This is a genomic window from Pseudorhodoferax aquiterrae, assembly GCF_014652235.1.
GTDB lineage: Bacteria > Pseudomonadota > Gammaproteobacteria > Burkholderiales > Burkholderiaceae_C > Pseudorhodoferax > Pseudorhodoferax aquiterrae.
Genome location: NZ_BMYK01000025.1, coordinates 18502 through 32478, shown reverse-complemented (window position 1 = coordinate 32478; position 13977 = coordinate 18502). Strand labels below are relative to the sequence as shown.

Below are 13977 nucleotides of genomic sequence, written 5' to 3'. Positions count from 1 at the left end.
CCCAGAACTTCTGGATCGGGCTTTTTTTTGCAGTGCGGCCCTGGCGGCCGTTAAGGTGAGGTGATGGAGTTCTTCACGATCTCGATGCTCAACGGGCTCAGCTACGGCCTGCTGCTGTTCATGCTCAGCTCCGGGCTCACGCTGATCTTCAGCATGATGGGCGTGCTCAATTTCGCGCACGCGAGCTTTTACATGTTGGGCGCCTACGCGGGCTACACGGTCGGCCAGGTGGTCGGCTTCTGGCCCGCGCTGGTGCTGGCGCCCATCGTCGTCGGCGTGCTGGGCTCGTTGTTCGAGCGGCTGTGCCTGCGCAAGGTCCACAAGTACGGCCATGTGCCCGAACTGCTGGTGACCTTCGGCCTGTCCTTCGTGATCCTGGAGATCGTGCAACTGGTCTGGGGCCGCACGGCCGTGCCGTTCACGCCGCCGCCCGTGCTGCAGGGGCCGGCCTTCACGCTGGTCCAGCATTCGGTGGACGGGCTCAGCCTGGTCTGGGGTGCGGCGCCAAGCGCCATGTGCCAGGCGGCGGATACGGCCGTGCGCGTGGTCTGCTCGCCGTTCCCGGCCACGCGCGGCTTCATGATGCTGGTGGCTGTGCTGATGCTGCTGGCGGTCTGGCTGCTGCTCACGCGCACGCGCATCGGCCTGGTGATCCAGGCCGCGCTCACGCACCCCGAGGCCGTGGAGTCGCTGGGCCACAACGTGCCGCGGGTGTTCATGCTGGTGTTCGGCGCGGGCGCCGCGCTGGCCGGCCTGGCGGGCGTGATCGGCGGCTCCACCTTCGTGACCGAACCGGCGATGGCGGCCACGGTGGGCTCCATCATCTTCGTCGTCGTGGTGGTGGGCGGCATGGGCTCGCTGTCGGGCGCCTTCCTGGCGTCCATCCTGATCGGGGTGATCCAGACCTTCGCAGTGGCCATGGACAACTCGCTGCTGGGCCTGCTGCGCAGCATGGGCATGGAGCCCGGGCCTGCGGCCAGCAGCAACGCGCTGCTCACGCTCACGGTCTCGCAGGTGGCGCCCATCCTGCCCTACCTGTTCCTTGTGCTGATCCTGATCTTCCGGCCCAAGGGCCTGCTGGGCAGCCGGGAGGGTTGAGATGCCGAAGACCCACTACAGCTTCAAGCCCTGGAACGTCGGCCGCTTCGCCGTCTGGAGCCTGTTCGCGCTCGTGATGGCCGTGGCGCCACTGGTGTTCACGAGCAACCTGTCGGCGACCATGCTGTCGCAGATGGGCATCGCCATCATCGCCTGCCTGTCCTACAACATGTTGCTGGGGCAGGGCGGCATGCTGAGCTTCGGCCATGCGGTCTACACCGGCCTGGGCTCCTACGTGGCGATCCATGCCCTGAACATGGTCAGCGGCGGCACGCTGCCCATCCCGGTCAGCCTGCTGCCCGTCGTGGGCGGCCTGGCCGGCATGTTCTTCGCCGTGCTGTTCGGCTTCGTCACGACCAAGAAGGCCGGCACGCCGTTCGCGATGATCACGCTGGGCATGGCCGAACTCGTGTTCGCGATGTCGCTGATGTTCTCGGGCTTCTTCGGCGGTGAGGCCGGCGTGAGCGGCAACCGCGTGGCCGGCAAGCCCTTCTTCGGCATCAGCTACGGGCCGCAGATCCAGGTGTACTACCTGATCGCCGTCTACACCTTCGTCTGCGTGGCCGCCATGTTCGCGTTCACGCGCACCCCGCTGGGCCGCATGCTCAACGCCGTGCGCGACAACGCCGAGCGCGTGGAGTTCATCGGCTACAGCACGCAGCGCGTGCGCTACCTCGCCTTCATCATCGCGGGCTTCTTCGCCGGCATCGCGGGCGGCCTGGGTGCGCTGAACTTCGAGATCGTGACGGCCGAGGTGGTCGGCGCTGGGCGCTCCGGCGGCTACCTGCTGTTCACCTTCCTGGGCGGGGCGACCTTCTTCTTCGGCCCCATCATCGGCGGCATCCTGATGGTGCTGGCCTTCGTGCTGCTCTCCGAGTTCACCAAGGCCTGGCTGCTGTACCTGGGCCTGGTGTTCCTGTTCATGGTCATGTATGCGCCGGGCGGCATCGCCAGCCTGGTCATGATGAACCTGCGCGTGGCCGCCTTCGGCCAGTTGCGCCGGCTGTGGACCTCCTACCTCGCACTGGGCGCCACGGCGCTGGTGCTGCTGGCCGGCGCTGCCGCGATGGTCGAGATGATCTACCACCTGCAACTGGGTGCGGCCATGGGACCGGAGCTGCACTTCCTGGGCGCCACGCTGAACGTGGAAAGCCGGGACAGCTGGTTCGGCTGCATCTTCGTGCTGCTGACCGGCATCGGCCTGTTCGAGCTCGCGCGCCGCAGCTTCATGCACGACTGGGGCGAGGCGCAGATCGCGATCGAGAAGGAAATCAAACGGCGGGAGGCCGCGTGAGAGAAACGTCATCCACCACGGGCTATGCGCTCGAACTCATCGACCTGCGCAAGAGCTTCGGCAAGACCGAGATCATCCGTGGCGCCGAACTCAGGGTCGCGGCCGGCGAGCGCGTGGCCATCATCGGCCCCAACGGCGCGGGCAAGTCCACGCTGTTCAACCTGGTCAGCGGGCGCCTCAAGCCCACGAGCGGAGAGATCCGGCTCAAGGGCCAACGCATCGACGGCCTGGCGCCGTACGAGATCAACCGGCGCGGCCTCTCGCGCAGCTTCCAGGTGTCCAACCTGTTCACGCGCCTGTCGGTCTTCGAAAACCTGCGCTGTGGCGTGCTGTGGTCGCTGGGCTACCGCTACGCGTTCTGGAAGTTCCTGGCCGACCTCAAGGACGCCAACGACCGCGCCGAACAGCTCATGCACATGCTCAAGCTGGACAAGCGCCGCGACGTGCTGGCCATGAACCTGACCTATGCCGAGCAGCGCGCACTGGAGATCGGCCTCACGATCGCGGGCGGCTCCGAGGTGGTGCTGCTCGACGAACCCACGGCCGGCATGAGCAAGAGCGAGACCACGCGCTTCATCCAGCTGATCCGCGACGTGACCGTCGGCAAGACGCTGTTGACCGTGGAGCACGACATGGGCGTGGTGTTCGGCCTGGCCGACAAGATCGCCGTGCTGGTCTACGGCGAGGTGCTGGCCTTCGACACGCCCGACGCGGTGCGCGCCAACCAGCGCGTGCAGGAGGCCTACCTGGGCTCGGTGCTGGCAGAGCAGCAAGCAGGCGGACATTGACATGCTGAACATCGACAACCTGCACGCCTACTACGGCAAGAGCCATGTGCTGCATGGCGTGAACCTGGAAATCGGCCAGGGCGAGATCGTCGCGCTGCTGGGGCGCAACGGCTCCGGCCGCTCGACCACGGCCAAGGCCATCATGGGCCTGGTCGACTGCGAGGGCCGGATCGGCTGGAAAGGCCAGGACATCCTGGGCCGCAAGGCCTACGAGATCGCCCACCTCGGCATCGGCTACGTGCCCGAGAACCGCGACATCTTTCCCACGCTGACCGTGCACCAGAACCTCATGCTGGGCCAGAAGGGCAAGGGGCAGGGCAGCCGCTGGAGCTTCGACGACATGTACGGCATGTTCCCGCGGCTGAGGGAACGCCAGCACACCGAGGCCGGCGTCCTGTCGGGCGGCGAGCAGCAGATGCTCACGCTGTGCCGCACGCTGATGGGCGACCCCGACCTCATCATCATCGACGAGCCCACCGAGGGCCTGGCGCCCAAGATCGTCGAGCTCGTGGGCGAGTACCTCAAGACCCTCAAGGCCAAGGGCATCTCGGTGCTGCTGATCGAGCAGAAGCTGACCATCGCGATGACGATCTCCGACCGGGCGCTGGTCATGGGCCACGGCAGCATCGTGTTCCAGGGCACGCCCGAGTCCCTGCGCGCCGACGCCTACGTCCGCAAGGAGTGGCTGGAGGTGTAGGCCAGGGCCGCCGGCGCCGGGTCCGCCGGCAGCGTGAAGCGGCTGATCAGCGCCGCCAGCGCCTGGGCCTGCCGGCGCAGTCCCTCGGAGGCGGCGGCGGCCTGTTCGACCAGTGCCGCGTTCTGCTGCGTCATTTGGTCCAGCGCGGAGACGGCGGTGTTGATCTGCGCGATGTCCTCGGTCTGGGCCCGGCTGTCCTGCGCGATGGCGCCCAGCGTGTCGGCCACGCCTTCGATCGCGGCCACGATGCCGGCCATGCCTTCGCTGGTCCGGCCCACGAGCTGCGCACCGGCAGCGACGCTGTCCATGGACTCGGCGATCAGGCTCTTGATCTCGCGTGCCGCGGCGGCCGAGCGGTTCGCCAGCTGGCGCACCTCGGCCGCCACCACCGCGAAGCCGCGGCCCGACTCACCGGCACGGGCCGCTTCCACGGCTGCGTTGAGCGCGAGGATGTTGGTCTGGAACGCGATGCCGTCGATGACGCCGATCACGTCCGAGACCTTGCGCGAGGACTGTTCGATGCCGGCCATGGTCTGCACCACCCGGCCGAAGGCCGCGCCGCCGGCGACCGCCTGCGCCGCAGCCTGGCGCGCGCGGACCTGGGCCTCCTGCGAATGTGCGGCCGCCTGCTGCAGCCGGCCCGTGATGTGCTCCAGCGAGGCCGCGGTCTGCTGCAGGCTGGAGGCGGCCATGCCCGTGCGCTCGGACAGATCCTGGTTGCCCAGCGCGATCTCGCCCGCACCCGTGCGCACGGCCTGGGCCGCGTCGCGCACCTGGCCCACCAGCGCACGCAGGGCGCCCTGCATGGCGGCCAGCGACTGCAGCATGCGGCCGGCCTCGTCGCGGCCGTGGCCGGCGATGTCCTCGCGCAGGTCCAGGCTGGCCACGCGCTGGGCCGTCTGGCCGGCCTGCAGGATCGGCTCGGAGATGCTACGCACCAGCCAGGCAGCGAGCAGGGCGCCCAGCAGCAGTGCGGCCGTGCCGAAGGCCAGCAGCGCCCGGCGCGCCGAGGCGCTGAGCGCCGCGATGTCCCGGCCCGTGGCGTCGATGGCCTCGCGCTGCAGCGTGGCCAGACCCGCGAGGCTGGCCATCTGCGCCTGCATGGCCGGCTCGAAGGTCTGCGCGAACACCGTGCGGATGCGCTCGGTCAGGCCGGAATCGCGGGCCGCCACGAGTTCCTTGACCGCGGCGTCGAAGGCGTCGCCATGGCGCAGCACCAGGGCCAGGCGCTCGGCGTCGGCATGGCCGGCGAGCCGGCTCTGCAACTGCCGCACCAGGCCGGCGTACTCGGCACGCGTGGCCTTGATGTCGGCCATCAGCAGCTCACCGACCTCCGGCTCCGAGCTCAGCGCAAAGGCCTTGTACCGCGCAGCGTTCATGGCCTGCAGACGGTAGGCGTCGGCCACCAGGCGCTCGTTCGCGACACTGTGGACGACGGCTGCCTGCGTGGCCGCATCGACACGCTGCAACGACTGGATGCCAATGGCCGTGCCGGCCAGGCACAACAGCAGGGTCAGGCAGAACGCGGCGACAAGGCGGCGCGCGAGCACGGGTCTGGCGGAAGAGGGCGGGGCTGCATCGTTCATGGCAGCGGCGCATTGCATCCGTTCGGTATGACGCTTCGAAGACAAAGTCACATGGAAACAAGGTGTAACGCCAGGCGCGGGTGCCATGTCCCGATCGGGACAACACCGATCCGGCGGCGCCTCCTTCACCCCTAGAATGAAAAGTGAACGGTCGTTCTTTTCATGTTCAACGAGGAGCCCCAGCATGACCGCTGCCTATGCAGTCCACGGTGACGTTGCCGTCATCAGCCTGAACAACCCACCGGTCAATGGACTCGGGCTTGCGACCCGCCAGGGCATCGCCGAGGGCCTGGCCAAGGCCAATGCCGATGCGGCCGTGCGCGCCATCGTGCTGACCGGCGCCGGCAAGGCCTTCTCGGGCGGCGCCGACATCAAGGAATTCGGCTCGCCCAAGGCTCTGCAGGAGCCCAACCTGCTCAGCGTGATCCTGGCCGTGGAGAACTCGGCCAAGCCCGTGGTCGCGGCCATCCACTCGGTCTGCATGGGCGGTGGGCTGGAACTGGCACTGGGCTGCCACTACCGCATCGCCGCGCCGGGCTGCGCCGTCGCGCTGCCCGAGGTCAAGCTGGGCCTGGTGCCCGGCGCCGGCGGCACGCAGCGCCTGCCGCGCGTGCTGGGCGTGGAAGCGGCCCTCAACATGATCGTGAGCGGGGAGCCGGTCAAGAGCGAGTTCATCGCCGCCGTGCCGGGCCAGAAGCTGTTCGACAAGATGGCGGCCTCGCCCGAATCGCTGGCCGAGGAAGCCCTGGCCTACGCCCGCTCGGTGGCTGACGCGCGCCCGCTGCCGCTGGTGCGCAACCTGCCCTGCAAGCATCCCAAGGGCGACGCCTACTTCCAGTTCGCGCGCAACATGGTCAAGGGCATGGCCAAGAACTTCCCGGCGCCGGCCAGGTGCGTGGACACCGTGGAAGCGGCCACCAAGCAGAAGTTCGACGCCGGCATGGCGGCCGAGCGCGAGGCCTTCATCCAGCTGATGTGGACGCCCGAGTCGCGCGCGCTGCGCCATCTGTTCACGGCCGAGCGCGCCGCCTCCAAGATCCCGGACGTGCCCGAGGACCAGCCACAGCGCAAGATCGAGAAGGTGGCCGTGATCGGCGCCGGCACCATGGGCGGCGGCATCAGCATGAACTTCCTGAACGCGGGCGTCCCGGTCACGCTGCTGGAGATGAAGCAGGAGGCGCTGGACCGCGGCGTGGCCACGATCCGCAAGAACTACGAAGCGCAGGTCAAGAAGGGCAAGCTCAAGCAGGACAAGTACGAGCAGCGCATGGCCCTGCTCACGACCACGCTGTCCTACGACGACCTGGCCGACGCCGACCTCGTGATCGAAGCCGTGTTCGAGGAGCTCGGTGTCAAGGAGCAGGTGTTCAAGAAGCTGGACGCCGTCATGAAGCCCGGAGCCATCCTGGCCAGCAACACCTCCACGCTGGACGTGGACAAGATCGCGGCCTTCACCCAGCGTCCGCAGGACGTGGTGGGCCTGCACTTCTTCAGCCCGGCCAACGTCATGAAGCTGCTCGAAGTGGTGCGCGGCGCCAAGACCGGCAAGGACGTGCTGGCCACCGTGATGACGGTGGCCAAGAAGATCAAGAAGACGGCCGTGGTCTCGGGCGTCTGCGACGGCTTCATCGGCAACCGCATGATCGAGCAGTACAGCCGGCAGGCCGGCTTCCTGCTCGACGAAGGCTGCACGCCCGAGCAGGTCGACAAGGCCATCGAGAAGTTCGGCTTCGCGATGGGGCCGTTCCGCATGGGCGATCTGGCCGGCAACGACATCGGCTGGGCCATCCGCAAGCGCCGCTACGTCGAAAAGCCCGGCATGAAGTACAGCAAGACGGCCGACCTGCTCTGCGAACGTGGGCGCTACGGCCAGAAGACCGGCGCGGGCTGGTACGACTATGTGGCCGGCAAGCGCGACGCGATCCCGAACGCGGAAGTCGTCAAGATGATCGAGGAGCACCGCAAGGCCCTGGGGATCACGCCGCGCAAGATCTCCGACGAGGAGATCGTGCAGCGCCTGGTGTTCGCGCTCGTCAACGAGGCGGCCCACATCCTGGAGGAAGGCATCGCCAACAAGGCCAGCGACATCGACGTGGTCTACATCTTCGGCTATGGCTTTCCCGTGCACCGCGGCGGCCCCATGCTCTACGCGGACCAGGTCGGCCTGTTCAACGTGGTCCAGGCCATGCGGCGCTTCGCGACCAACCCGCTCGACGATGCCGCGTTCTGGCAGCCCGCGCCGCTGCTCGCGCGCCTGGCCGCCGAAGGCAAGACCTTCAACTGATCACACCAAAGAACAAGGAATTGCCATGACCAACGCCGTCATCGTTTCCACCGCCCGCACGCCGCTGACCAAGAGCTGGAAGGGCGCCTTCAACATGACCTACGGCCCCACGCTGGGCGCCCATGCCGTGCAGCATGCCGTGCAACGCGCCGGCATCGAGGGCGCCGAGGTCGAAGACGTGATCATGGGCATGTCGCTGCCCGAGGGCACGACGGGCGGCAACGTCGCGCGCCTGATCGCCATCCGCGCCGGCCTGCCGGTCACGACATCCGGCCTCACGATCAACCGCTTCTGCTCCTCGGGCCTGCAGTCCATCGCGCTGGCCGCGCAGCGCATCGTCGCCGGCGAGAACGACGTGCTCGTGGCCGGCGGCCTGGAAAGCATCTCCTGCGTGCAGCAGGAGGTCAACCAGCACATGGCCGTCGACCCCGAGCTCAAGGCCATGAAGCCCGAGATCTACTGGAACATGCTGCAGACGGCCGAGCAGGTGGCCAAGCGCTACAACATCGGCCGCGCCGCCATGGACGAGTACGGCGCCGCCAGCCAGCAGAAGGCCGCCGCCGCGCTGGAGGCGGGCCTGTTCAAGCAGGAGATCGCGCCCATCACCGTGACCATGGGCGTCGCCGACAAGACGCTGGGCCTCATCACCAAGAAGGTGACGGTGGAGAACGACGAGGGCATCCGCCCCGGCACCACCTTCGAGGGCATCCACGGCCTGCGCTCGGCGCTGCCGGGCGGCCTCGTCTCGGCCGGCAACGCCAGCCAGTTCTCCGACGGCGCCGGCGCCTGCGTGCTCATGCACGAGTCGCTGGCGCAGAAGAAGGGCCTGCAGCCGCTGGGCCGTTTCCTGGGCTTCGCCGTGGCCGGCTGCGAGCCCGACGAGATGGGCATCGGCCCGGTGTTCGCGATTCCGAAGGTGCTCAAGCGCCTGGGCCTGAAGATCGACGACATCGACCTGTGGGAGCTCAACGAGGCCTTTGCCGTGCAGGTGATCTACTGCCGCGACAAGCTGGGCATTCCGGCCGAGCGGCTCAACGTGAACGGCGGCGCCATCGCGGTCGGCCACCCCTACGGCGTGTCGGGTCAGCGCCTGACGGGCCATGCCCTGATCGAGGGCAAGCGCCGCGGCGCCAAGAAGGTCTGCGTGACCATGTGCATCGGCGGCGGCATGGGCGCGGCCGGCATCCTCGAGGTGCTCTGATGGCCCAGCCAGTGCCGACGGCCGAAGAATTCCTCGCGTTCGGCCGCCAGGCACTGGCATCGCAGCCCTTCAGCCAGTTGCTGGGCGCCGAGCTGACGGCGCTGCAGCCCGGTGTGGTCGAGCTGCAGTTGCCGCTGTCCGAAAAGCTGCTGCAGCAGCATGGATTTGCCCATGGCGGCGTGCTGAGCTACCTGGCCGACAACGCACTCACCTTCGCGGGCGGCACGGCCATGCGCGTGCCGGTCGTGACGGCCGAATTCAAGATCAACTACCTGCGGCCCGGTGTCGGCGAGCGCCTGATCGCGCGTGCGCGCGCCGTGCACGTGGGCCGCTCGCAGACCGTCTGCAGCTGCGAGGTGTTCGCGCTGCAGGACAGTGCCGAGAAGCTCTGCGCCATCGCGCAGGGCACGATTGCGGCCTTGCCCGAGAAAGCCACGCCATGAGCCTGCGCCCCCTGCTGGATTTCCTGCTGTACGACTGGCTGCAGGCCGAGAAGCTGGCCGAACGCCCGCGCTACGCCGAGCATTCGCGCGAAACCTTCGACGCGGTGCTCGACACCTGCGAGCGCATCGCGCGCGAGAAGTACGCGCCGTTCAACCGGCTGGTGGACACCGAGGAGCCCCGCTTCGACGGCGAGAAGGTGATCCTGCCGGCCGCCACGCTGGCCGCGAGCCGCGCCTATGCCGAGTCCGGCATGCTCAGCGCCGCGCAGGACTACGACGAGGGCGGCATGCAGCTGCCGTTCACGGTCGAGGCCGCGGCGAACGCCTTCTTCGCGCTGGCCTCGGTCAGCATCAATTCGGCGCTGCTGACCAAGGGCAATGCCAACTTGCTGCTGGTGCACGGCAGCCCGGTGCAAAAGGCCGTGTTCGCGCGCAACGAATTCAACGGCCGCTTCTCGGGCACCATGTGCCTGTCCGAGCCGCAGGCCGGCTCTTCGCTGTCGGACGTGGCCACGCGCGCCGTGCCCGATGGCGACGGCTTCGAGGCCGATCCGCTGGGCCCACGCTTTCGGCTCACGGGCAACAAGATGTGGATCTCCTCGGGCGAGCACGAGCTCAACGAGAACATCGTGCACCTCGTGCTGGCCAAGATCCCGGGGCCGGACGGCAAGCCGATTCCAGGCACGCGTGGCATCTCGTTGTTCATCGTGCCCAAGAAGCTGGTCGACACCGAAGGCCGGCTCACGGGCGAGCGCAACGACGTGGCGCTGGCCGGCCTGAACCACAAGCTGGGCTGGCGCGGCACGACCAACACCTTGCTCAACTTCGGCGAAGGCAGGTACCCGGTGCGCGGCAGCGCGGGCGCCATCGGCTACCTCGTGGGCGAGCCGCACGAAGGCCTGCGCTGCATGTTCCACATGATGAACGAGGCCCGCATCGCGGTCGGCACCTCGGCCACCATGCTGGGCCTGGCCGGCTACTACGCCGCGCTGGACTATGCGAAGAACCGGCCGCAGGGCCGACCCCAGGGCAAGGCCGGCAAGGATGCGGCAGCGCCGCAGGTGCGCATCATCGAGCACGCGGATGTGAAGCGCATGCTGCTCGCGCAGAAGTCCTATGGCGAGGGCGCGCTCGCGCTCGAGCTGTACTGCGCGCGCCTGGTCGACGTGCAGCGCACGGGCGGCGCACAGGCGGCCGCCGAGGCCGGCCTGCTGCTGGAGGTGTTGACGCCGATCGCCAAGAGCTGGCCCAGCGAATGGTGCCTGGAGGCCAACTCGCTGGCGATCCAGGTGCATGGCGGCTACGGCTACACGCGCGACTTCCCGGTCGAGCAGTACTGGCGCGACAACCGCCTGAACATGATCCACGAAGGCACGCACGGCATCCAGGCCATGGACCTGCTGGGCCGCAAGGTCCGCATGGAGGAGGGCCGCGGCCTGCAGCTGCTGGGCGCGCGGCTGGAGCAGACCATCGCGCGGGCGGCCGCGCAGCCGGCGCTGGCCGACGAGGCGGCCGCGCTGACGGACGCCTGGGCCCAGGTGCTGCAGGCCACGCAGGCGGCCTGGGCCGGCGGTGAGCCCGAGCGCGCGCTGGCCAATGCCGTGCCCTACCTGCAGGCCTTCGGCCACACGGTGCTGGCCTGGATCTGGCTGGATGTGGCCTGCAGCATGCCCGCGGACGGCAGCGCGGCGGCGCAGGGTCGCCTGGCGGCCATGCGCTTCTTCTACCGTTACGAGCTGCCCAGGATCGGTGCCTGGCTGGCCGTGGTGGCGCGCTGCGACAGCACCTGCCTGGACCTGCCCGAGGAAGCCTTCTGAGGCTGCGGACGTGACACCTGGGCCGACAGGCTTGGGTACAGTGCGCGCATGGCAACACCACGCAACCTCAAACGGCTCCAGAACCTGGTCTGGATCCTGATCTACGGCGGCCTGCTGGCGCTGGTCCTGGGCCTGGCGGTCGAACGCGGCGAGGAGCAGGCCCTGGGCCACAGCTTGGTCGTCGGCGGCGGCATCGCCGCGGCCGTCGGCGTGCTGTTGATCTTCGTGCGGGCGCGGCTCAAGCCCACGCCCTGACCCCCACCGATGGCCAAGAAGAAACAAGGAGCAACATGAGCCGCAACATCCAGCAACTTTTCGACCTGAAGGGCAAGACGGCCCTCGTGACCGGTGGCTCGCGCGGACTGGGGCTGCAGATGGCGCATGCGCTGGGCGAGGCCGGCGCGCGCGTCATGCTGAGCTCGCGCAAGGCCGAAGACCTGGACCAGGCCGCCGCGGAACTGAAGGCCGCCGGCATCGAGGCCGACTGGATCGCCGCCGACTGCGCCAAGGAGGACGAGACGCGGGGCCTGGCGGACCAGACACTGGCACGCTTCGGCCGCGTCGACATCCTGGTCAACAACGCGGGCGCGAGCTGGGGCGTGCCGGCCGAGGAGCACCCGGTCGCGGCCTGGGACAAGGTCATGAACCTCAACGTGCGCGGCTACTTCATCCTGGCCCAGCAGATCGCCAACGGCTGCATGATCCAGCAGGGCGGCGGCCGCATCATCAACATCGCTTCCATCGCGGCGCTGAACGGCAATCCGGTCGGCATGAAGACGCTGGCCTACAACACCTCCAAGACGGCCGTCATCGGCTTCACGCGCACGCTGGCGGCCGAGTGGGGCCGCTATGGCATCACGGTCAATGCGATCTGCCCGGGCTTCTTCCGCACCAAGCTGTCCAACGGGCTGATCGACAGTCTGGGCGAGGACAAGATGAAGGCCGGCGCGCCGCTGCAGCGCCTGGGCGACGACGAGGACCTCAAGGGCATCACGCTGCTGTACGCGAGCGACGCCGGCAAGCACATCACGGGACAGTGGCTGGCCGTCGACGGCGGCGTGAGCGTGGTGCTGGGCGCGGCATGACAACGCCGATCCGCCAGCTTTTCGCCGTGCCCTTCATCGACCACCTGGGCATCACGCTCACGCGCTTCGAGGACGGTCAGTCCGAGATGCGCTACGAGGCCAAGCCCGAGCACCTCAACAATTTCCATGTCACGCACGGCGGGGCCTGCATGACCTTGCTGGACGTGACCATGGCGGCGGCCGCGCGCAGCCTGCGGCCCGAACTGGGTGTGCTGACCATCGAGATGAAGACCAGCTTCATGCAGAGCGCGCGCGGCCCGCTGGTCGCCACCGGCCGCGTGCTGCAGGCCACCGGCCGCATGGCCTTCACCGAGGCGCGCATCGAGGACCAGGAAGGCCGGCTCTGCGCCCATGCCACGGGCACCTTCAAGTACATCCCGCGCGCGCCGGCCATGGCCGAGCCGCCCAGCGACTGAGAGCTTGAGAGGAAATCGCTTGAACTCACGCAAGCCCCCGGAAAGCGCCGTGGCCCCTGAAGGCCATAGGCTTGCGGGGGCTTGCCCTGCGGGCCAGGGCCCCCAAAGACGCCGGGCGGCGTTGCGCCGCTTGCCAATATCCCGATATGGGCTGCGCGACGCGCCTTGCCCGGCGCCTTTGCGAGCCCTGTCGTGAGCCCAATCAATTCCCTCTCAAGCTCTGACACCACTTCAACGGAGACCACCATGCCACGCAACCAGCAGATCCTGCTCGACAACCGCCCCGAGGGCGAGGCCAAAGCCAGCAACTTCAAGCTCGTGGAAACCGACACGCCGGCGCTGGCCGACGGCCAGGTGCTCGTGCGCCACCACTTCATGAGCCTGGACCCCTACATGCGCGGGCGCATGAACGAGAGCAAGAGCTACGCGCAGCCGCAGCCCCTGGGCCAGGTCATGCAGGGCGGCACCGTGGGCGAGATCGTCGAGAGCCGCAACCCGCGCTTCGCGGTGGGCGACAAGGTTGTCGGCTTCGGCGGCTGGCAGCAGTACAGCGTGGTCGACGGCAACCTGCCCGGCGTGCTGCGCAAGGTCGACACCAGCCAGGTGCCGCTGTCGCACTACCTGGGCGCGGTGGGCATGCCGGGCGTCACGGCCTGGTATGGACTCGTGAAGATCATCGCGCCCAAGGCCGGCGAGACGCTGGTCGTGAGCGCGGCCAGCGGCGCCGTGGGCAGCGCCTTCGGCGCACTGGGCAAGGCGCGCGGCTGCCGCGTGGTCGGCATCGCGGGCGGGCCCGACAAGTGCACCTACGTCAAGGACGAGCTCGGCTTCGACGACTGCATCGACTACAAGGTCCACGGCGACGTGAAGAGCCTGTCGGCCGCGCTCAAGACGGCCTGCCCGGACGGCATCGACGGCTACTTCGAGAACGTGGGCGGCATGGTCATGGACGCCGTGATGCTGCGCACCAACGCGTTCGCGCGCATCGCGCTGTGCGGCATGATCGCCGGCTACGATGGCGCACCGCTGCCCATGGCCAACCCGTCGCTGCTGCTGATCAACCGCATCAAGCTCGAAGGCTTCATCGTCAGCGAGCACATGGAGGTCTGGCCCGAGGCGCTGGCCGAACTGGGCGGCCTGGTGGCCAGCGGCAACCTGCGCCCGCGCGAATCCATCGCCCAGGGCCTGGCGGCGGCGCCCGAGGCCTTCCTGGGCCTGCTCAAGGGCCGCAACTTCGGCAAGCAGTTGGTACAGCTCGTCTGACGTTT

General features: G+C 68.5%; 13 protein-coding genes. 12 read left to right on the top strand and 1 reads right to left on the bottom strand.

The window, feature by feature from the left end; genetic code table 11:
- Positions 1 to 63 precede the first annotated feature (63 nt).
- From IE209_RS26665 to IE209_RS26650, 4 genes are read left to right on the top strand one after another with little or no spacing between them, the layout of a single operon-like run.
- A complete protein-coding gene (locus IE209_RS26665; protein WP_189689912.1) occupies positions 64 to 1098 on the top strand; it encodes a branched-chain amino acid ABC transporter permease in 1035 nt (344 codons plus the stop codon).
- A gap of 1 nt (position 1099) precedes the next feature.
- Positions 1100 to 2392 (top strand): branched-chain amino acid ABC transporter permease, encoded by a 1293-nt coding sequence (locus IE209_RS26660; protein ID WP_189689911.1) that lies wholly within the window; start codon positions 1100 to 1102, stop codon positions 2390 to 2392.
- Positions 2389 to 3180 carry an ABC transporter ATP-binding protein gene (locus tag IE209_RS26655; RefSeq protein ID WP_189689910.1) on the top strand — a complete coding sequence of 264 codons (792 nt, stop codon included), beginning with the start codon at positions 2389 to 2391 and terminating at the stop codon, positions 3178 to 3180. Before IE209_RS26660 ends, IE209_RS26655 begins: the two co-directional genes overlap by 4 nt.
- A gap of 1 nt (position 3181) precedes the next feature.
- Positions 3182 to 3877, top strand: coding sequence for an ABC transporter ATP-binding protein (locus tag IE209_RS26650; protein ID WP_189689909.1), 696 nt, complete (start codon positions 3182 to 3184; stop codon positions 3875 to 3877).
- Here IE209_RS26650 and IE209_RS26645 read toward each other — a convergent pair.
- On the bottom strand, positions 3847 to 5463 hold the full coding sequence (locus IE209_RS26645) for a methyl-accepting chemotaxis protein (protein ID WP_189689908.1): 1617 nt from the start codon (positions 5461 to 5463) through the stop codon (positions 3847 to 3849). The genes IE209_RS26650 and IE209_RS26645 overlap by 31 nt on opposite strands.
- A 184-nt stretch (positions 5464 to 5647) precedes the next feature.
- On the opposite strand from IE209_RS26645, the gene IE209_RS26640 reads away from it, so the two are divergent.
- From IE209_RS26640 to IE209_RS26605, 8 genes are all read left to right on the top strand, one after another.
- Entirely contained in the window at positions 5648 to 7747 is a 2100-nt protein-coding gene (locus IE209_RS26640; protein WP_189689907.1) for a 3-hydroxyacyl-CoA dehydrogenase NAD-binding domain-containing protein, read from the top strand.
- 25 nt (positions 7748 to 7772) lie between these two features.
- A complete protein-coding gene (locus IE209_RS26635) occupies positions 7773 to 8948 on the top strand; it encodes an acetyl-CoA C-acyltransferase (protein WP_189689906.1) in 1176 nt (391 codons plus the stop codon).
- Positions 8948 to 9391, top strand: a complete 444-nt coding sequence (locus IE209_RS26630; RefSeq protein WP_189689905.1) for a PaaI family thioesterase — start codon at positions 8948 to 8950, stop codon at positions 9389 to 9391. The genes IE209_RS26635 and IE209_RS26630 overlap by 1 nt, the downstream gene beginning before the upstream one ends.
- Positions 9388 to 11208 (top strand): acyl-CoA dehydrogenase, encoded by a 1821-nt coding sequence (locus tag IE209_RS26625; RefSeq protein ID WP_189689904.1) that lies wholly within the window; start codon positions 9388 to 9390, stop codon positions 11206 to 11208. Before IE209_RS26630 ends, IE209_RS26625 begins: the two co-directional genes overlap by 4 nt.
- Positions 11209 to 11256: 48 nt before the next feature.
- Positions 11257 to 11463: a hypothetical protein gene (locus IE209_RS26620; RefSeq protein ID WP_189689903.1), complete on the top strand. Its 207-nt coding sequence runs from the start codon at positions 11257 to 11259 to the stop codon at positions 11461 to 11463.
- 35 nt (positions 11464 to 11498) lie between these two features.
- Positions 11499 to 12293 (top strand): SDR family oxidoreductase, encoded by a 795-nt coding sequence (locus IE209_RS26615; RefSeq protein ID WP_189689902.1) that lies wholly within the window; start codon positions 11499 to 11501, stop codon positions 12291 to 12293.
- Positions 12290 to 12709 (top strand): PaaI family thioesterase, encoded by a 420-nt coding sequence (locus IE209_RS26610; protein ID WP_189689901.1) that lies wholly within the window; start codon positions 12290 to 12292, stop codon positions 12707 to 12709. The genes IE209_RS26615 and IE209_RS26610 overlap by 4 nt, the downstream gene beginning before the upstream one ends.
- Before the next feature lie 246 nt (positions 12710 to 12955).
- Positions 12956 to 13972 (top strand): NADP-dependent oxidoreductase, encoded by a 1017-nt coding sequence (locus IE209_RS26605; RefSeq protein ID WP_189689900.1) that lies wholly within the window; start codon positions 12956 to 12958, stop codon positions 13970 to 13972.
- Positions 13973 to 13977: the final 5 nt, after the last annotated feature.

Bases quoted from the DNA above. Each gene is read 5' to 3' on its own strand.
- IE209_RS26665 (WP_189689912.1), top strand. From the start codon at position 64: ATGGAGTTCTTCACGATCTCGATGCTCAACGGGCTCAGCTACGGCCTG.
- IE209_RS26660 (WP_189689911.1), top strand. From the start codon at position 1,100: ATGCCGAAGACCCACTACAGCTTCAAGCCCTGGAACGTCGGCCGCTTC.
- IE209_RS26650 (WP_189689909.1), top strand. From the start codon at position 3,182: ATGCTGAACATCGACAACCTGCACGCCTACTACGGCAAGAGCCATGTG.
- IE209_RS26645 (WP_189689908.1), bottom strand. From the start codon at position 5,463: ATGAACGATGCAGCCCCGCCCTCTTCCGCCAGACCCGTGCTCGCGCGC.
- IE209_RS26640 (WP_189689907.1), top strand. From the start codon at position 5,648: ATGACCGCTGCCTATGCAGTCCACGGTGACGTTGCCGTCATCAGCCTG.
- IE209_RS26635 (WP_189689906.1), top strand. From the start codon at position 7,773: ATGACCAACGCCGTCATCGTTTCCACCGCCCGCACGCCGCTGACCAAG.
- IE209_RS26630 (WP_189689905.1), top strand. From the start codon at position 8,948: ATGGCCCAGCCAGTGCCGACGGCCGAAGAATTCCTCGCGTTCGGCCGC.
- IE209_RS26625 (WP_189689904.1), top strand. From the start codon at position 9,388: ATGAGCCTGCGCCCCCTGCTGGATTTCCTGCTGTACGACTGGCTGCAG.
- IE209_RS26620 (WP_189689903.1), top strand. From the start codon at position 11,257: ATGGCAACACCACGCAACCTCAAACGGCTCCAGAACCTGGTCTGGATC.
- IE209_RS26615 (WP_189689902.1), top strand. From the start codon at position 11,499: ATGAGCCGCAACATCCAGCAACTTTTCGACCTGAAGGGCAAGACGGCC.
- IE209_RS26610 (WP_189689901.1), top strand. From the start codon at position 12,290: ATGACAACGCCGATCCGCCAGCTTTTCGCCGTGCCCTTCATCGACCAC.
- IE209_RS26605 (WP_189689900.1), top strand. From the start codon at position 12,956: ATGCCACGCAACCAGCAGATCCTGCTCGACAACCGCCCCGAGGGCGAG.